Here is an 18,725-nt window from a genome sequence, read left to right on the forward strand (position 1 = left end):
CCGTGGCTAGCCCCGGGAAGGAGTACCGCCGGTGACCGCACAGCTCCTCGACGGCAAGGCAACTGCCGCCACCATCCGCCGTGAACTCGCCGAGCGCGTGGCCAAGTTGACGGCCATGACCGGCCGCCCGCCCGGCCTCGGCACCGTCCTGGTCGGCGACGACCCCGGCAGCCACGCCTACGTCGCCGGAAAGCACCGCGACTGCGCCCAGGTCGGCATCGGCTCCCTGCGCCGCGAACTGCCCGCCGACGCCACCCAGCAGCAGGTCGAGGACGTCATCGACGAACTCAACGCCGACCCGGCCTGCACCGGCTACATCGTGCAGCTCCCGCTGCCCCGCCACCTGGATGCCAACGCCGTCCTGGAGCGCATGGACCCCGCAAAGGACGCCGACGGACTGCACCCGGTCAACCTCGGCCGCCTCGTCCTGGGCGTGGACGCCCCGCTGCCCTGCACCCCGCGCGGCATCGTCGAACTGCTGCGCCGCTACGACGTCCCGCTCGCCGGAGCGCGGGTGTGCGTGGTCGGCCGGGGCATCACGGTCGGACGGCCGATAGGACTGCTGCTCACCCGCCGCTCCGAGAACGCCACCGTCACCCTGTGCCACACCGGAACCAAGGGCCTGGCCTGGCACGTACGCGAGGCGGACGTTGTCGTCGCGGCGGCCGGCTCGCCCGGACTGATCACCAAGGACATGCTGCGCCCCGGCGCGGCCGTCCTGGACGTCGGCATCACCCGCACCGAGCACGGGCTCGTCGGCGACGTCCACCCGGAGGCCGCCGAGGCCGCCGGATGGCTCGCGCCGATGCCCGGGGGAGTGGGACCCATGACCCGAGCCATGCTGCTCGCCAACGTCGTCGAGGCTGCCGAGAGGAACGCGACCACCGTATGAACGCCCTGAACACGCCGCTGGCCGAGCTGGACCCGGAGGTCCACGCAGCCCTCCGTGCCGAGCTGCGCCGCCAGCAGTCCACTCTGGAGATGATCGCTTCCGAGAACTTCGCGCCCACCGCCGTGATGGAGGCGCAGGGCTCGGTGGCGACCAACAAGTACGCCGAGGGCTATCCCGGCCGCCGCTACTACGGCGGCTGCGAACACGTCGACGTCACCGAACGGCTGGCGATCGAGCGTATCAAGTCCCTGTTCGGCGCCGGCTACGCCAACGTCCAGCCGCACTCGGGCGCCCAGGCGAACACCGCCGTGTTCTTCGCCCTGCTCCAGCCCGGCGACACCGTGCTCGGCCTCGACCTCGCGCACGGCGGGCACCTCACGCACGGCATGCGCATCAACTACAGCGGCAAGATGCTCAACGTCGTGCCCTACCACGTCTCCGAGACGGACAACCTCGTCGACATGGACGAGGTGGAGCGGCTCGCCAAGGAGCACCGCCCCAAGATGATCATCGCGGGCTGGTCGGCGTACCCCAGGCAGCTGGACTTCGCGGCCTTCCGCCGGATCGCCGACGAGGTCGGTGCCCTCCTCATGGTCGACATGGCGCACTTCGCGGGCCTGGTCGCCGCCGGACTGCACCCGAGCCCCGTCCCGCACGCCCACGTGGTCACCACCACCACGCACAAGACGCTCGGCGGTCCCCGCGGCGGAGTCATCCTCACCAATGACGCCGACCTCGCCAAGAAGATCAACTCGGCGGTGTTCCCCGGCATGCAGGGCGGCCCGCTGGAGCACGTCATCGCGGCCAAGGCGGTCTCCTTCAAGGTCGCGGCGTCCCCCGAGTTCGCCGAACGCCAGGCCCGTACCCTGGCCGGCGCCCGCATCCTCGCCGAACGCCTCAGCCGGCCCGACGCGGCCGCGGCCGGAGTGAGGGTGCTGACGGGCGGTACGGACGTCCACCTGGTCCTGGTCGACCTGCGGGACTCCGAACTCGACGGCAAGCGCGCCGAGGACCTCCTCCACGAGATCGGCATCACCGTCAACCGCAACGCGGTGCCCTTCGACCCACGCCCGCCCATGGTCACCTCCGGCCTGCGCATCGGCACCCCGGCGCTGGCCACCCGGGGCTTCACGGAGGACGACTTCGCCGAGGTCGCCGACGTGATCGCGCTGGCCCTCCAGCCCGAGCCGGACGCGGCCGCCCTGCGTGCCCGCACCGAGGCACTGGCCGCCGAGCACCCGCTCTACCCGCACCTCTCGCACGACGGAGACGCCCGATGAGCCCCCGCACCCCAGGCGCCGACCTGCCCGACCACCCCGACTGGCTCTGGCGCACCCCCGAGCCCAAGCGGTCGTACGACGTGGTGATCGTGGGCGGCGGCGGACACGGCCTGGCCACCGCCCACTACCTGGCGAAGAACCACGGCATCACCAACGTCGCCGTCCTGGAGAAGGGCTGGCTCGCGGGCGGCAACATGGCCCGCAACACCACGATCATCCGCTCCAACTACCTGTGGGACGAGAGCGCGGGGATCTACGAGCACGCGCTGAAGCTGTGGGAGGGGCTGGAGGAGGAGCTGGACTACCCGATCCTCTTCTCCCAGCGCGGTGTGCTGAACCTCGCCCACAGCCTGCAGGACGTCCGTGACAGTGTGCGCCGGGTCGAGGCCAACCGGCTCAACGGCGTCGACGCCGAGTGGCTCGACGCGCAAGCGGTCAAAGAGGTCTGCCCGATCGTCAACGTCTCGCCCGACGTGCGCTACCCGGTGCGCGGCGGCACCTACCAGCCGCGGGCCGGCATCGCCAAGCACGACTACGTGGCCTGGGGCTTCGCCCGCTCCGCGGACGCCGCCGGTATCGACATCATCCAGAACTGCGAGGTCACCGGCCTGGACGTGGTCGGCGGCCGGGTGGTCGGCGTGCAGACCACGCTCGGCCCGATCGCCGCGGGCAAGGTGGCCCTGTGCTCGGCCGGTCACACCTCGGTGCTCGCCGCCATGGCGGGCATCGAACTGCCCATCCAGAGCCATCCGTTGCAGGCACTGGTCTCCGAACTGCTGGAGCCGGTGCACCCGACCGTGGTGATGTCCAACGCCGTCCACGTGTACGTCAGCCAGGCGCACAAGGGCGAACTGGTGATGGGCGCCGGCATCGACGCCTACAACTCCTACACCCAGCGCGGCGCGTTCCACATCATCGAGGAACAGATGTCGGCGGCCCTGGAGCTCTTCCCGGTCTTCGCCCGCGCCCACGTGCTGCGCACCTGGGGCGGCATCGTCGACGTCAGCCCCGATGCCTCACCCATCGTCGGCCTCTCCCCGGTCGGCAACCTCTACCTCAACTGCGGCTGGGGAACCGGCGGTTTCAAGGCCACCCCGGGCGTCGGCTGGGTCTACGCCCACACCATCGCCCACGACACCCCCCACGCCCTGAACGCCCCCTTCTCGCTCGACCGTTTCACCACCGGCGCGCTCGTCGACGAGCACGGCGCTGCCGCGGTGGCCCACTAGGGAGCCGAACCATGCTGCTCATCCCCTGCCCGTGGTGCGGGCCCCGTGACGAGGCCGAGTTCCACTACGGCGGCCAGGCCCACGTCCCCTACCCCGAGGACCCCGCTGCCCTCACCGACGAGGAGTGGGCGCGCTACCTGTTCTTCCGCGACAACCCGAAGGGCCCCTTCGCCGAGCGCTGGAGCCACGCGGCGGGCTGCCGCAAGTGGTTCAACGCGGTGCGGGACACGTCGACCAACGAGATCCTGGCGGTGTACCGGGTGGGGGAGGACCGCCCGGTCACCTCTCGGCCGGGTCCGGCACAACCAGCCCGTCCGGCGATTGAGGGCGAGGCCGTTCCGGTCGAAGGGGGGTCGGGGGGCGCAGCCCCCAGCGGGGTCGAAGGGGCAGAGCCCCTGGAGGACGGGACGGGTAGGGGCGGCGGGGGCGCTGCGTCCATCAGCGGCTCCGCCGAGGGTCAGCCCTTCCGCACCCCCACCGGCGGCCGAATCGACCGCGCCACCCCCCTCACCTTCACCTTCGACGGCACCGAATACCAGGGCTACCGAGGCGACACCCTCGCATCCGCCCTCCTCGCCAACGGCGTCATCCAGGCCGCCACCAGCATCAAGCTCGGCCGCCCGAGAGGCATCTTCTCCGCCGGCGTCGAAGAACCCAACGCCGTCATCCAGATCGAGGAACCCTTCCCCGAGCCGATGCTCCCGGCCACGACCGTCGAGCTCTACGACGGCCTGGTCGCGAGCAGCCTCCCCGGCCAGGGACGCCTCGCCACCGAGCCCGACCCCGCCCGCTACGACGCCGTGCACGCCCACTGCGACGTGCTGGTCGTCGGCGCGGGCCCGGCCGGCCTGGCCGCGGCAGCGACGGCGGCGAGCAGCGGCGCGCGCGTCGTCCTCGCCGACGACCAGCCGGAACCCGGCGGCAGCCTGCTCGGTACCGGCGAGCACCTCGACTGGGTCGAGGCGACACGCGCCCGGCTCGAAGCCGCACCCGAGGTACGCTTCCTGCGCCGCACCACCGTCTTCGGGTACTACGACGACAACCACCTCCTCGCCGTCGAGCGCCGCACCAGCCATCTGGGCGCCGAGGCACCGGCGAACGTCTCCCGCGAGCGGGTCTGGCGGATCCGTGCCCGGCGCGTGGTCCTCGCCACCGGCGCCCACGAGCGCTCGCTGGCGTTCGGTGACAATGACCGCCCCGGCGTGATGCTGGCGTCCTCGGCCCGTACGTACCTGCGCCGGTACGCCGTGCTGCCGGGCCGGCACGCGGTCGTGTTCACGACCAACGACAGCGCCTATGCGGCCGCGCTCGACCTGGCCACCGCGGGCCTCGAGATCGCCGCGATCGTCGACACCCGGCCGGAGCCGGGGGAGTGGGCCGAGCGCGCCCGGTCCGCCGGGATCGAGGTGCTCGCCGGGCACGCGGTCACCGGAACCCGGGGCACGGACCGGCTCACCGCCGTGACGGTCGCCCCCTACGGGGAGCCCGCGGGGCAGCGGGAGTATGCCGTGGACCTGCTCCTGGTCTCCGGCGGCTGGAACCCGGTCGCGCACCTGTTCAGCCAGTCGGGCGGCAAGCTCCGCCACGACGGGACACTCGGCACGTTCGTGCCCGACAGCTGCCGTCAGGCGGTGGAGGTCGCGGGCAGCGCGAACGGGGCCTTCGACCTCGCCGCGGCCCTCGCGCAGGGCGCGGCCGCCGGTGCCCGCGCGGCCGAGGCGGAGGGCTACACCGCCGAGGCGCCGGCCCTCCCGGCCGTGGCCGCCCAGCCGCACACCCCGCCCATGCAGGTCTTCACCGTCCCCGGTGACACCGACGCCCCCCGGTTCGTGGACCTCCAGCGCGATGTCACGGTCGACGACCTGGCCCGGGCGACCGGCGCGGGTCTGCGCTCGGTCGAGCACACCAAGCGCTACACCACCGCCGGCACCGGGGGCGACCAGGGCAGGACCGCTGGGGTCCTGGCGAGCGGGGTCGTCGCCGATCTCCTCGGCGTGGACATCTCGGCGCTCGGCCTGCCCACCTTCCGGCCGCCGTACACCCCCGTCTCCTTCGCCGCCCTCGCCGGCCGTGACCGCGGCGCGCTGAGCGACCCGGTCCGCACGACCGCCCTGCACACGTGGCACGTCGAGCACGGCGCGCTGTTCGAGAACGTCGGCCAGTGGAAGCGGCCCTGGTACTACCCGCAGGACGGCGAGGACATGGAGACCGCCGTGCTGCGCGAGTGCCGTGCCGCCCGTGAGGGCGTGGCCTTCATGGACGCCTCCACCCTCGGCAAGATCGACGTGCAGGGCCCGGACGCCGCGCTCTTCCTCGACCGGCTCTACACCAACATGATGAGCACCCTGAAGGTCGGCATGATCCGCTACGGCGTGATGTGCCGCCTGGACGGCATGGTCTTCGACGACGGCACGGTCATCCGGCTCGCCCAGGACCGGTTCCTGGTCACCACCACGACCGGCAACGCGGCGGCCGTCCTGGACTGGATGGAGGAGTGGCTGCAGACCGAGTGGCCCGAGCTGCGGGTCCACTGCACCTCGGTCACCGAGCAGTGGGCCACCGTGGCTCTGGTCGGCCCGCAGTCCCGCGCGGTCCTCGGCTCGCTCGCGCCCGAACTGGCCGTGTCCAACGACGACTTCCCGTTCATGGCCTGGCGGGAGACGACCGTCGCCGGTATCGAGGCACGCGTGTGCCGGATCAGCTTCTCCGGCGAACTCGCCTACGAGATCAACGTGTCACCGTGGGACGCCCGCACGCTGTGGGAGGCGCTGTACGAGGCCGGCGCCCCGTACGGCATCACCCCGTACGGCACCGAGACCATGCACGTCCTGCGCGCCGAGAAGGGCTATCCGATCGTCGGCCAGGACACCGACGGCACGGTCACCCCGCAGGACCTCGGCATGGGCTGGGCGGTGTCGAAGAAGAAGCCCGACTTCATCGGCAAGCGCTCCTACGGCCGCGCCGACACCGTCCGCCCCGACCGCAAGCACCTCGTCGGGCTCCTTCCCGAGGATCCGGCCGTCTTCCTCCCGGAAGGCACGCACCTGGTCGCCGACGGTGAACTGCCCGCCCCGCCCGTGCCGATGCTCGGTCACGTCACCTCCAGCTACCGCAGCGCGGCGCTCGGCCGGACCTTCGCGCTCGCCCTGGTCAGGGGCGGCCGCGACCGCATCGGCGAACGCCTCTACGCGCCCGTCGGCGACCGGCTGGTCCCGGTGACCGTCGCCAGTCCTGTCCTCTACGACCCCGAGGGAGCCCGCCGCGATGGCTGACACCGCCCTGACCGCATGGCAGCGCAGCCCCCTGGCCGACGCCGCCCACCGCCTGGCCGCCGTGACGCGCTCCTCCCGGGGCGCGATCCGCCTGGCCGAACTCCCCTTCCTGGCCCAGGTGAGCGTCCGCCTGGACGCCAAGGGTCCGGCGGCGGACGCCGTCGGCCTGGCTCTGGGACTCCAACTGCCCCTGGAACCCAACACCGTCGTGCACGCCGGGGACGTGACCGCGGTGTGGCTCGGTCCCGACGAATGGCTCGTGGTGGGCAGGCCCGGCACCCAGCGGGACCTCGAGGGCCGGATCCGCTCGGCCGCCGGGGACGAACCGGTCTCCGTCACCGACGTCTCCGCCCAGCGCACCACCCTCCTGGTCGCCGGCCCCCGCGCCCGGGACCTGCTGGCCCACGGCTGCTCCCTGGACCTGCACCCGCGTGCCTTCGGCCCCGGCCGCAGTGCGCAGACGACGCTGGCACGCACCCAGGTGGTCCTGGTGGCCCGCGACGAACCCAGGGCCGGTTTCTGGGTGCTGGTGCGCTCCTCCTTCGCCGGCTATCTGGCGGACTGGCTGCTGGACGCGGCCGTCGAATACCGGTGAGCGGCCCTGCAGGGCGGCAGAGATGACCCGGCGGTGCCGGGCCGACGCGGACGGTCGGCCCGGCACCGCCGTTCCATTTCCGCTTCGGGGCCGACCGCCTGCCCGAAGAACGAGTACGAGAAAGGCCCGCAGCCGTGCGCGACCCCGCCCCCCTGGCCCGCTTCGGAAACCTCGTCGCCACCGGCCTCCTCGACGTGACCGGGGATCCGGCTGCGCTTGACTCCTCGGGCTTCTGGGCCGTCTGCGCGGACTTCGAGGGGCGGCTGGTCTGCGCCCGCTTCGCGGACGTCCGCGAGGAGCCGGTGCCGGCCCCGGGCGAATGGCGCGGCCCGGCGGTGGGGGACTGGACGTCCTCCCCGGACCGCGCCGCGTACACCGCGGGCGTGCGCCGCATCCGGGAGCACATCGCGGCCGGCGAGGTCTACCAGGTGAACCTGTGCCGGGTGCTGTCCGCGCCGATCGCGCCCGACGCCGATGTGGACGCCCTGACCGCCGTACTGGCCCGCGGCAACCCCGCGCCGTACGCCGGAACGATTCGGCTGCCGGGACACGGCGTGGAGATCGCCACCGCGTCCCCCGAGCTCTTCCTGCGCCGTGACAGGCGGGCCGTGGAGTCCGGTCCGATCAAGGGCACGGCCCGCACCGAGGCGGAACTCCTGGAGAAGGACTACGCCGAGAACGTGATGATCGTGGACCTGGTCCGCAACGACATCGGGCGCGTCTGCACCGGCGGCAGCGTCACCGTCCCCGACCTGTGCGCCGTCGAGAAGCACCCGGGGCTGGTCCACCTGGTCTCCTCGGTCCGCGGCGAGCTGCGCGCCGACGCCGGCTGGCCGGAACTGCTCGACGCCGCCTTCCCGGCCGGCTCGATCACCGGCGCCCCCAAGTCGAGCTCGCTGCGGATCATCGACGCCCTGGAGACGGCACCCCGCGGCCCCTACTGCGGCGGCATCGGCTGGGTCGACGCCGACCGGGGCGTGGGGGAGCTGGCCGTCGGCATCCGCACCTTCTGGATCGACCGGGAGGACGGGATGCTGCGCTTCGGTACGGGTGCCGGGATCACCCGGGGTTCCGACCCCCAGGGGGAGTGGCGGGAGACCGAGCTGAAGGCTGCCCGGCTGCTCGCGGTGGCGGCGGGGAGACGAACTCCCCTGAACGCCCGGGCGACTTCTTGACAACGGTGGGGGCCGACCTCAGACTGACGTTGCGCTCAGCGCACTAAGTTTCGTAATACGCACCGAGGTGGTCCTCATGATTCCCGTGTGCCCTCTCGCCGATCTGCCGCGCGGCGAGGCGTTCCGGCTCGAGAACGACCCGCCCGTCGCCGTGTTCCACACCGAGGACGGCGAGGTCTACGCGATCGACGACACCTGCACCCACCAGGACGCCTCGCTGGCCGACGGCTGGCTGGAGGGGTGCGAGGTGGAATGCCCCCTGCACGCTTCGAAGTTCGATCTGCGCACCGGCGGCGTGGACGCGCCCCCGGCCCGGCTCCCCGTGCGCACCCACGAGGTCGTCGTCGAGGACGGCATGATCTACGTCAAGCTCTCCGCGGCCCCGCCGAAACTTCCGCCCTCCTGCGTCGCCGCCCGGCTCGGCGGTGTCCCGGTCACCGGAGCCGGCGCGTGAGGACCGTGGCGGTCGTCGGTGCCTCGCTCGCCGGTCTGCCGGCCGCCCGCACACTGCGCGGCCAGGACTTCGACGGACGGCTCGTCGTGCCCGGCGATGAGACCCACCGTCGCCACGACCGGCCGCCGCTGTCCAAGGAGTTCCTCTCCGGCCGGACGGCGGAGGCCGAGCCGCTGCTCGAAGCGGACGGCGAGGAACTGGGCGCGGAGTGGCTGCTGGGCGCCCGTGCCGTCGGGCTCGACCGCACCGAGCGCGCGGTACGGCAGGCGGACCGCCCGGTCACCGTGCTCGGTGTGAACCGGACCCGGCGGTTGATGCGGTGGCGCCGGCAGCCGGCGGCGGACGCGGTGCAGAGGGCGGGATCCCGGTGACCGTCACCCTGCACGCCAACGGCTCGACACACCCGGGGTCTTCGGACGTTCATCCGTACGGGCTGCCACGACCCGGTCGGGCACTGGTGATGGGCGTCGTCAACGTCACCCCGGACTCCTTCTCCGACGGCGGGCGGTCGTTCGCCCCGGAGGCCGCCGTCGCGCACGGAGACGCCCTGCTGGAGCAGGGGGCCGACATCGTGGACGTGGGCGGCGAGTCGACCCGGCCCGGCGCGGCGCGCCCGTCGGCGGAGGAGGAGCTGCGGCGCGTACTGCCCGTCGTCCGGGAACTCGCCGCGGCGGGCGCCCTCGTCAGCGTCGACACCATGCGGGCCGAGGTCGCCGCCCGTGCCCTCGATGCCGGCGCCCGGATGGTCAACGACGTCTCGGGCGGCCTCGCCGACCCCGCGATGCTGCCGCTGATGGCCCGGGCGGACATGCCGTACGTACTGATGCACTGGCGCGGCCACTCCGCCGGTATGCGGGCGAACGCCGTCTACGGTGACGTCGTCACCGATGTGGTCGGCGAGCTGCGCCTGCGGATCGAGGCCGCGCTGCAGGCCGGAATCCCGACCGGCCGCCTGATCGTCGATCCCGGGCTCGGCTTCGCCAAGGAGGCCGAGCACAACTGGCAACTGCTGGCCCGGCTGGGGGAGGTCCGTGCCCTGGGCCGTCCGGTGCTCTTGGGCGCGTCCCGCAAGTCGTTCCTCGGACAGGTGCTGGCCGACCCGACGCCGGGACAGCCGCGTCCGGCGTCGCTGCGGGACGCCGCCACCACCGCCGTGTCCGTCCTCGCCGCCGCGCAGGGCGCGTGGTGCCTGCGCGTGCACGACGTCGCCTCGACGCTCGACGCGGTACGGGTGACCGCCCGCTGGGGTGCCGAAGCGGCGCCGGCGCATCCGAGCCGAGCGCGGTGCCCGCTGTACACGTAACGCCGCTGAGGGCACTCAGCCCACGTACCCCATCCTGTGGCTGATCTCCTGTGCGCCCTTGATCAGCAGGGGTGCCAGCTCGTGGATGCGCTCCTCGGCGAAGCGGTACGCGGGGCCGGAGGAGCTGAGGGCGGCGACGACCTCGCCGTGGTGGGAGCGGATCGGGGCCGCCATGGCGTGCAGCCCGATCTCCAGCTCCTCCAGTGTCACCGCGTACCCGCGTTCCCGCGCCTCGGCCAGGTCCTTCTCCAGCTTCCTCCGGACGGTCAGAGGGTGCGGGGTGTGCTTCTGCAGTCCGGAGGCCGCGAGCACCTCGTCGCGCCCCTCCGCCGGCAGGTGCGCGAGCAGGATCTTGCCGCTGGACGTGGCGTGCACCGGGGTGAGCTGTCCGACCCAGTTGTGGGTGCCGACGGCGCCCGGGCCGCGCACCTGGTAGAGGTTGACCGCGTAGTGCTCCTGCAGGACGGCGATGTTGACGGTCTCGCCGATCTCCTCGCTGAGCCGCTCGCACACCTCCCGGCCCTGCTGGGTGATGTCGAGTCGGCCCGTGACCGCGCCGGCCAGGCGCACGATGCCGAAGCCGAGCCGGTACTTGCCGCGCTCGGTGGCCTGCTCGACCAGTCCGCGCGCCTCCAGCGCCCCGAGCAGGCGGAACGCGGTCGACTTGTGGACGTCGATCTCGGCGGCGACCTCGCTGACGCCTGCCTCCCCGCGCTGGGCGAGGATCTCCAGGACGCTGACGGCACGGTCGACGGACTGCACCCCGTTCACCGCCGGAGCGGTTGTTTCGCCCTCTGCGGCGTAGTTGCTCATAGCGCAACTATATGCAATGTCGGCCCGTGTGCCCCATGGGTTGCGGAGGGAAAGCCAGGAGGGAGGTTATACGACGGCTCCTCGGGCAGGGGAGTCGTCGTCGCTGGTCCGGTGGGCCGTGAACCGGTGGGTCAGCGGAAGACGACCGTGCAGTTGCCGTTGGCCAGCACACGGCTCTCGCTGTGCCACTGCACGGCGCGTGCGAGGACCCGTGCCTCGACGTCGCGGCCCATGGTGACCAGCTCGTCCGGCGTGTGGGAGTGGTCCACGCGGACGACGTCCTGCTCGATGATCGGGCCCTCGTCGAGGTCGGGCGTGACGTAGTGCGCCGTCGCCCCGACGAGCTTGACGCCGCGCCGGTGTGCCTGCACGTACGGCCGGGCCCCCTTGAAGCTCGGCAGGAACGAGTGGTGGATGTTGATGGCCCGGCCGTCGAGCCGCTTGCACAGGTCGTCGGAGAGGATCTGCATGTAGCGGGCGAGCACCACCAGATCGATGTCGAGCTCGGCCACGAGCTCCAGCAGCCGGGTCTCCGCCTCGGCCTTGGTCTCCTGGGTCACCGGGACGTGGAGGAAGGGGATGCCGTAGTTCCGGGCCAGCGGCTCGAACTCGCGGTGGTTGGAGACGATCGCCGGGATCTCGATGTTGAGCGAGCCCGTGGACTGGCGGAAGAGCAGGTCGTTCAGGCAGTGGCCGAACTTCGACACCATGATCAGGGTGCGGGTCGGGGTCGTCACGTCGTGCAGCTGCCAGGTGATCCGGTACGCCTCGGCGACCGCGCCGAAGTCGGTGCGCAGCTGCTCCAGGGACGTGGCCGGGTGGGTGACCTCGAAGTGCACCCGCATGAAGAAGCGGTCCTGCAGGCGGTCGTCGAACTGCTGGCTCTCGAGGATGTTGCCTGAGTGGCTCACGAGGAAGCTGGTGACGGCGTGGACGAGGCCGGCCCGATCGGGGCACGAGAGGGTGAGGACGAACTCGCGGCCGGGCTGCGGGCGAGGGGACATGACATCCTCCGTTAATGCGCAATACGCAACGGTGAGAGTGATACGCAACATGGTTCCGGTGCGGACGGCGCCGGGTCAAGGGGTATGTTCTGCTTGGTGCGAGGAGATGCGCTATGCGCAACGACTCGCCTCAGGGGTGGCCGAGATGGCCGAGCCGGCCGGAGATCTCGTGGGCCGCGGTCCGCACCAGAGCGGCCACCTCCCGGAGCCGCTGCACGGACAGGCGGAAGGGCGGCCCCGAAGCGCTGAGCGCGGCCACCGTCTGCCCGTTGAAGGTGACGACCGGCGCGGCCACCGCGTTCAGGCCCTTCTCGAGCTCCTCCACGCTGTAGGCGCAGCCGGCCGCGCGGATGCTCGTCAGCTGCGCCCGGAGGGTGCAGGGGTCGGTGACGGTGTGCGGCGTGTAGCGCTCCATCGGCGCCGCGAGCCGTCTTTCGCGCTCCGGCTCCGGCAGATGCGCCAGCAGCACCTTGCCGCTGGAGGTGGCATGCAGCGGTGTACGCCGGCCCAGCCAGTTGTGCGTGGTGATGGCCGAGGGGCCGAGCACCTGGTCGATGTTGATCACGGCGTCCCGGTCCAGGATGGCCAGGTTGATGGTCTCCGCGACGCGTGCCGCCAGTCGTTCGCAGACCGGGCGGCTCTGCCGGGAGAGGTCCAGCCGGACGGAGGCGGCGCCGGCCAGGCGGATCAGGCCCAGTCCGAGGCGGTACTTGCCGCGCTCCTCCGTCTGTTCGATGAGCCCGCGCAGTTCCAGGGCGGTGGCGAGCCGGGATGCCGTCGACTTGTGGACGCCGAGCTCGACGGCGATCTCCGTGACACCCGCCTCTTCCTGACGTCCCAGGAACTCGAGAATGCCCGCCGCCCGGTCCACCGACTGCACCGGGGATGGAACAGTGTGACTGTTGCTTATAGCGAAGTTAGTCGCATATTGCGCAACAACTGTCGGCGGCTCGATCTCGGCCTTCCCTAGGCTCCGTGACCGCCGATCGCAACTCTCTTCCCTCGTCGACCGCTCCGCGGAGCGATCGGACCTCCCCATCAAGAACACCGGCCGAAGCCCGCATTCGGCCGCCCCTCAACGAGGAGATCGGCAGTGACACACGAGGTACGCGCCGTCGTCGCCCACCAGAAGGGCGCCCCGGTCTCGGTGGAGACCGTCCTGGTGCCGGACCCCGGCCCGGGAGAGGCGCTGGTGCAGGTCCAGGCCTGCGGCGTCTGTCACACCGACCTGCACTACCGTGAGGGCGGCATCAGCGACGAGTTCCCGTTCCTGCTCGGCCACGAGGCGGCCGGTGTGGTCCAGGCCGTCGGCGAGGGTGTCACGGACGTCGCGCCCGGCGACTTCGTCGTCCTCAACTGGCGTGCCGTGTGCGGCAACTGCCGCGCCTGCAGCAAGGGCAAGCTGTGGTACTGCTTCGCCACCCACAACGCCACCCAGCCGATGACCCTGACCGACGGCACGCCGCTGTCCCCGGCCCTGGGCATCGGCGCCTTCGCCGAGAAGACCCTGGTCGCCGCCGGCCAGTGCACCAAGGTGGATCCGACCGCCTCGGCCGCGGCCGCAGGTCTGCTCGGCTGCGGCGTGATGGCCGGGTTCGGCGCCGCGGTCAACACCGGTGGCGTCGGCCGCGGCGACTCGATCGCCGTGATCGGCTGCGGCGGCGTGGGCATGGCCGCCATCGCCGGCGCCAAGGTGGCCGGCGCGAGCCGCATCATCGCCGTCGACGTCGACGAGCGGAAGCTGAAGTGGGCCGAGCGGTTCGGCGCCACCGATACCGTCGACTCCTCCAAGACCGACGCCGTCGAGGCCGTCCGCGGCCTCACCGGCGGTTTCGGCGCCGATGTCGTCGTGGACGCGGTGGGCCGCCCCGAGACCTACAGGCAGGCCTTCTATGCCCGCGGCCTGGCCGGCACCGCCGTCCTGGTCGGCGTACCCACCCCCGAGCTGACCGTCGAGCTGCCCCTGCTGGACGTCTTCGGCCGCGGCGGCGCCCTGAAGTCCTCCTGGTACGGCGACTGCCTGCCCTCCCGCGACTTCCCCGCCCTCATCGACCTCTACCTGCAAGGCCGGTTCGACCTCCAGGAGTTCGTCAGCGAGACGATCGCCCTGGACGAGGTCGAGGCGGCGTTCGCCAAGATGCACCGCGGTGAGGTCCTGCGCTCGGTGGTCGTCCTGTGACCGCGCGGATCGAGCACCTGGTCACCTCCGGAACCTTCGAACTCGACGGAGGCAGCTGGGAGGTCGACAACAACGTCTGGCTCGTCGGCGACGACCGCGAGGTCATCGTGATCGACGCGGCACACGACGCCGACGCCGACGCCGACGCCGACGCCGTCGCCGCCGCCGTCGCGGGACGGCGCCTGGTCGCCGTCGTCTGCACCCACGCCCACAACGGCCATGTGAACGCCGCTCCCGAACTGGCCGCCCGCACCGGAGCACCGATCCTGCTGCACGCGGCCGACGAGGTGCTGTGGAAGGCGGCGCACGCCCCACGGGAGTTCGGCTACCGGGAACTGATCGACGGTGAGGAACTGACCGTCGCCGGTACCGCCCTGCACGTGCTGCACACCCCCGGGCACTCGCCCGGCGCCGTCTGCCTGTACGCGCCCGAGCTGGGAGCCGTGTTCTCCGGCGACACCCTCTTCAAAGGCGGCCCCGGCGCCACCGGCCGGTCCTACTCCGACTTCGGCACCATCATCGCCTCCATCCGCGACCGGTTGCTGACGCTTCCCGCCGACACCACCGTGCACACCGGCCATGGCGACGACACCTCGATCGGGGCCGAAACACCCTGGCTCGACGCCTGGATCGCCCGGGGGCACTGACCCGCCCGCCACGACACCAACCTGGAGGAAAACCATGGCGGCACAGCCGAAGGTGGTCATCATCGGCGCCGGCATCGTCGGGTGCGCACTCAGCGACGAACTGACCGCACGCGGCTGGACGGACGTCACCGTACTGGAGCAGGGCCCGCTCTTCGCCACGGGCGGATCCACCTCGCACGCCCCCGGTCTGGTCTTCCAGACCAACGGGTCGAAGACGATGACCGAGTTCGCGCACTACACGGGCGAGAAGTACAGCTCGCTGACCCTGGACGGGCAGTGGTGCTTCAAGCGGGTCGGCGGCCTGGAGGCGGCCACCAGCCCCGAGCGGCTGGCGGAGATCCGGCGCCGGCACGGCTGGCTCACCTCCTGGGGGGTGGACAGCCGCCTGCTGTCGCCCGAGGAGTCAGCCGCCCTGCACCCCCTGCTGGACCCCGAGCGGATCCTCGGCGGCTTCCACATCCCCAGCGACGGCCTGGCCAAGGCGGTGCGGGCCGGCGAGGCCCAGGCCCGCCTGGCGATGGCCCGCGGCGCCCGGTTCCACGGCCACCACACGGTCACCGGGATCGAGACGACCGGGGACCGGGTCAGCGCCGTGATCACCGACCAGGGGCCCTTCGCGGCGGACATCGTGGTCTCCTGCGCCGGCTTCTGGGGCCCGAGGATCGGACGCATGGTCGGGCAGGAGGTGCCGCTGGTACCGCTGGCCCACCAGTACGCCAGGACCACCCCCCTCCCACGGCTCAAGGGGCTCAACGACGAGCGCACCGAGGCGTCCCTGCCGATCCTGCGCAACCAGGACGCCGGCCTGTACTACCGCGAGCTCGTCGACCGCATCGGTATCGGCTCCTACGCCCACCGCCCGATGCCGGTCTGTCTGGACGACGTCGCCCACCCGCGCGACGCCGAGATGCCGTCCTCGCTTCAGTTCACCGAGGCCGACTTCGAGGGCGCGTGGGCCGACTCCCTCGCCCTGCTCCCGTGCCTGGCCGACACCAAGATCGATGAGGGCTTCAACGGCATCTTCTCCTTCACCCCCGACGGCATGCCGCTGATAGGGGAGTCGCCCGAGGTCCAGGGGTTCTGGCTGGCGGAGGCGGTGTGGGTCACCCACTCGGCGGGCGTGGCCAGGGCCATGGCCGAGTGGCTGGTCCACGGCCGGCCCAGCACCGACGTCCACGAGTGCGACTTGGGCCGCTTCGAGGAGGTCCAGCTCGCACCGTCGTACGTGCACGAGCGCAGCTGCCAGAACTTCGTCGAGGTGTACGACATCCTGCACCCGCTGCAGCCGATCGAGGCCCCGCGCCCCCTCAGGGTCAGCCCCTTCCACGCCCGTCAGGAGGCCCTCGGCGCGGTCTTCCTGGAGGGCGGCGGCTGGGAACGGCCGCACTGGTACGAGGCCAACGCCTCCCTGCCCGAGGTGGCCCTGATCCCGGGCCGGAACGCCTGGGCGTCCCGCTACTGGTCGCCGATCGCCGGCGCCGAGGCCCTCGTCACCCGCGAGCGTGTGGCCCTGTACGACATGACCCCGCTGAAGCGTCTGGAGGTCACGGGCCCCGAAGCACTGGCCTTCCTCCAGGTGCTGACGTCCAACCAGCTGGACAAGCCGGTCGGATCGGTCACCTACACCCTGCTGCTCGACGAGGCCGGAGGCATCCGCAGCGACCTGACCATCGCACGCCTGGAGACCGAGCGCTTCCAGGTCGGCGCCAACGGCAACCTCGACCTGGACTGGCTGCGCCGGCACCTGCCCGGGTGGGGGCACCGCCCAGCGGTAGCTGGGGGAGGCTCGGTGCAGGTGCGCGACATCACCGCCGGCACCTGCTGCCTGGGCGTGTGGGGTCCGCGCGCCCGCGACCTCGTACAGCCGCTGACCGACACCGACTTCTCGCACCAGGGCTTCGGCTACTTCAAGGCCAAGCGGGCCTGCCTCGGCGACGTCCCGGTCACCGCGATGCGGCTCAGCTACGTCGGTGAGCTCGGCTGGGAGCTGTACACCACCGCCGACCTCGGCGCCAAGCTGTGGGACACGCTGTGGGAGGCCGGGCAGGAGCTGGGCGTCATCGCCGCCGGCCGCAGCGCCTTCGACAGCCTGCGCCTGGAGAAGGGCTACCGCTCGTGGGGCCATGACATGACCACCGAGCACAACCCCTACGAGGCAGGCCTCGGCTTCGCCGTCCGCCGCACCAAGCCGCACTTCACCGGCAAGCCCGCGCTGGAAGGGATCAGCGAGGACACGGTCGGCCGCCGGCTCGTCCCGCTGGTGATCCAGGACCAGCAGTCCGTCGTCATGGGCCACGAGCCGGTATACGCGGAAGGCCGCCCGGCCGGATACGTCACCAGCGCCGCCTACGGCTACACGATCGGCGCGCCGATCGCCTACGCCTGGCTGCCGGCCGAGCACGCCGGGCCCGGCACCCCGGTGGAGATCGAGTACTTCGGCGCCAAGATCCCGGCCGTCACCGCCGCCGAGCCGCTGTTCGACCCGGAGATGTCGCGGATCCGGCGCTGAACCGGCTCCGGCCACAACCAATCCACCACCGGCACCACTCCCAGGAGATGGACACATGGCCTCTACGTACGACGTGATCGTCGTCGGCCTGGGCGGGATGGGCAGCGCGGCCGCCTGTCACCTCGCCGCCCGCGGTCAGCGCGTGCTCGGCCTGGAGCGCTTCGGCCCGGCCCACGGTCAGGGCTCCAGCCACGGCGGATCCCGCATCTACCGACAGGCCTACTTCGAGGACCCGGCCTACGTGCCCCTGCTGCTCAGGGCCCGTGAACTGTGGGAGAAGCTGGCAGTCGACTCCGGCCGCGAGGTCTTCACCGAGACCGGCGGCCTCATGATCGGCCGTGAGGACAGCACGGCGTGCTGATCGTCGTCGTCGCGGTGGTCGCCCTGGTGCTGCAGGCCCGCAGTTCCAGCCTGCAGGAGGCCCGGAACCGCTCACTTGTCGGCGCCGAGACCTTCGCGCACGCCCCGGGGACGCCGGCCGCCATGAAGTCGGCCGATCCCAGCGGACTGCTGCAGCGACGCGCGGAGGAGGCCCGGAAGCGGCCGCTGCTGCGTCGCCCGGGCCGGCCATCCGGGCCCCGCCCTCGTCAGCCCGGACGGCACGGTCACCTTCCCCGACGTGCCCGTCTCCCCGCCGCTCGGCCTGTGTGCCGGTCTGCCCGTCGAGACCGCCGAACTGCAGCTGACCGAGGGCTCCCGGCTCGTTCTCTGCACCGACGGACTCGTCGAGACCCGCGACCGTGACCTCGACACCGGCCTGCGGCTCCTCGCGGGCGCCCTGAGCCGGCCCGACCGGACACCGGAACAGGACTGCCAGGCCGTGCTCGACGCGCTGCTGCCCGACCGTCCCAGCGACGACATCGCCCTCCTGGTGGCCCGCACCCGGCTCACGGACCCGGACCGGGTGGCCGACTGGGACGTGCCCTCCGATCCCGCCGCCATCGCTTCCCTGCGCGCCGCCGCCGCCCGCCGGCTCGATGCCTGGGGCCTGGACGAGATCTCCTTCACGACCGAACTCATCCTGAGCGAACTGGTCACCAACGCCATCCGTCACGGCAGCGAGCCGATCCAGCTCCGCCTGCTGTTCAACCGGGACAGTCTGATCTGCGAAGTCGCCGACGGCAGCAGCACGTCACCGCACATGCGCCGCGCGGCCACCACCGACGAAGGCGTTGGTGCCTGTTCCTCGTCGCCCAGTACGCCCGGCGCTGGGGAGTCCGCTACACCGCCCGAGGCAAGGTCATCTGGAGCGAACAGTCCCTGGAGGCCCCCGAGGCCGACCTGGACGAAACCCTGGGCGACGCCCTGCTCGAGGAGTGGGACGGGTCCGCTCTCTGACATCGGCCCGTCACCTGCTTTTGTGCCCGGTCGTG

General features: G+C 72.0%; 14 protein-coding genes and 3 pseudogenes. 14 read left to right on the forward strand and 3 right to left on the reverse strand.

Going from position 1 to position 18,725, the window contains the following annotated elements; genetic code table 11:
- Nucleotides 1-31: 31 nt before the first annotated feature.
- From R2S09_RS29075 to folP, 9 genes and pseudogenes are all read left to right on the forward strand, one after another.
- Nucleotides 32-892, forward strand: coding sequence for a bifunctional methylenetetrahydrofolate dehydrogenase/methenyltetrahydrofolate cyclohydrolase (locus R2S09_RS29075; protein WP_316744239.1), 861 nt, complete (start codon nt 32-34; stop codon nt 890-892).
- On the forward strand, nt 889-2,172 hold the full coding sequence (gene glyA, locus R2S09_RS29080) for a serine hydroxymethyltransferase (RefSeq protein WP_306191957.1): 1,284 nt from the start codon (nt 889-891) through the stop codon (nt 2,170-2,172). The genes R2S09_RS29075 and glyA overlap by 4 nt, the downstream gene beginning before the upstream one ends.
- Entirely contained in the window at nt 2,169-3,401 is a 1,233-nt protein-coding gene (locus R2S09_RS29085; RefSeq protein ID WP_316744241.1) for a sarcosine oxidase subunit beta family protein, read from the forward strand. The genes glyA and R2S09_RS29085 overlap by 4 nt, the downstream gene beginning before the upstream one ends.
- Nucleotides 3,402-3,412: 11 nt before the next feature.
- Nucleotides 3,413-6,673, forward strand: a complete 3,261-nt coding sequence (locus R2S09_RS29090; RefSeq protein WP_316744242.1) for a sarcosine oxidase subunit alpha family protein — start codon at nt 3,413-3,415, stop codon at nt 6,671-6,673.
- A complete protein-coding gene (locus tag R2S09_RS29095) occupies nt 6,666-7,268 on the forward strand; it encodes a sarcosine oxidase subunit gamma family protein (protein WP_316744244.1) in 603 nt (200 codons plus the stop codon). Before R2S09_RS29090 ends, R2S09_RS29095 begins: the two co-directional genes overlap by 8 nt.
- Before the next feature lie 134 nt (nt 7,269-7,402).
- The gene (locus R2S09_RS29100; protein ID WP_316744246.1) at nt 7,403-8,443 is read left to right on the forward strand and encodes a chorismate-binding protein; all 1,041 of its coding nucleotides are present in this window, start codon (nt 7,403-7,405) and stop codon (nt 8,441-8,443) included.
- Between the two features lie 76 nt (nt 8,444-8,519).
- Entirely contained in the window at nt 8,520-8,897 is a 378-nt protein-coding gene (locus R2S09_RS29105; protein WP_306191952.1) for a bifunctional 3-phenylpropionate/cinnamic acid dioxygenase ferredoxin subunit, read from the forward strand.
- A pseudogene (locus R2S09_RS29110) lies at nt 8,894-9,169 on the forward strand (FAD-dependent oxidoreductase); the annotation flags it as partial. The gene R2S09_RS29105 and the pseudogene R2S09_RS29110, both read left to right, overlap by 4 nt.
- A gap of 188 nt (nt 9,170-9,357) precedes the next feature.
- Nucleotides 9,358-10,200 (forward strand): dihydropteroate synthase, encoded by an 843-nt coding sequence (gene folP, locus R2S09_RS29115; protein ID WP_316744248.1) that lies wholly within the window; start codon nt 9,358-9,360, stop codon nt 10,198-10,200.
- A 15-nt stretch (nt 10,201-10,215) separates the two neighbouring features.
- Here the strand turns inward: folP and R2S09_RS29120 are convergent, their stop codons facing one another.
- The 3 genes from R2S09_RS29120 to R2S09_RS29130 form a co-directional block, all read right to left on the reverse strand.
- Nucleotides 10,216-11,013 (reverse strand): IclR family transcriptional regulator, encoded by a 798-nt coding sequence (locus R2S09_RS29120; protein ID WP_316744249.1) that lies wholly within the window; start codon nt 11,011-11,013, stop codon nt 10,216-10,218.
- A gap of 131 nt (nt 11,014-11,144) precedes the next feature.
- Complete coding sequence (gene purU / locus R2S09_RS29125; protein ID WP_316744251.1) at nt 11,145-12,017, reverse strand: formyltetrahydrofolate deformylase; 873 nt, start codon at nt 12,015-12,017, stop codon at nt 11,145-11,147.
- A 130-nt stretch (nt 12,018-12,147) separates the two neighbouring features.
- Nucleotides 12,148-12,897, reverse strand: coding sequence for an IclR family transcriptional regulator (locus R2S09_RS29130; protein ID WP_316744253.1), 750 nt, complete (start codon nt 12,895-12,897; stop codon nt 12,148-12,150).
- A 213-nt stretch (nt 12,898-13,110) separates the two neighbouring features.
- Between R2S09_RS29130 and R2S09_RS29135 the strand changes: the two genes are divergently transcribed.
- The 5 genes and pseudogenes from R2S09_RS29135 to R2S09_RS29155 all read left to right on the forward strand — a co-directional run.
- Nucleotides 13,111-14,196, forward strand: a complete 1,086-nt coding sequence (locus R2S09_RS29135) for an S-(hydroxymethyl)mycothiol dehydrogenase (RefSeq protein ID WP_316744255.1) — start codon at nt 13,111-13,113, stop codon at nt 14,194-14,196.
- Entirely contained in the window at nt 14,193-14,843 is a 651-nt protein-coding gene (locus R2S09_RS29140; RefSeq protein ID WP_316744257.1) for an MBL fold metallo-hydrolase, read from the forward strand. Before R2S09_RS29135 ends, R2S09_RS29140 begins: the two co-directional genes overlap by 4 nt.
- Nucleotides 14,844-14,877: 34 nt before the next feature.
- On the forward strand, nt 14,878-17,352 hold the full coding sequence (locus R2S09_RS29145) for an FAD-dependent oxidoreductase (RefSeq protein ID WP_316744258.1): 2,475 nt from the start codon (nt 14,878-14,880) through the stop codon (nt 17,350-17,352).
- Nucleotides 17,353-17,407: 55 nt separating this feature from the next.
- Nucleotides 17,408-17,701 (forward strand): annotated as a pseudogene (locus tag R2S09_RS29150) (FAD-dependent oxidoreductase); the annotation flags it as partial.
- Between the two features lie 162 nt (nt 17,702-17,863).
- Nucleotides 17,864-18,690, forward strand: a pseudogene (locus tag R2S09_RS29155) (ATP-binding SpoIIE family protein phosphatase); the annotation flags it as partial.
- Nucleotides 18,691-18,725: the final 35 nt, after the last annotated feature.

The organism is Streptomyces sp. MK7 (genome assembly GCF_032658145.1).
GTDB classification, from domain to species: domain Bacteria; phylum Actinomycetota; class Actinomycetes; order Streptomycetales; family Streptomycetaceae; genus Streptomyces; species Streptomyces spiralis.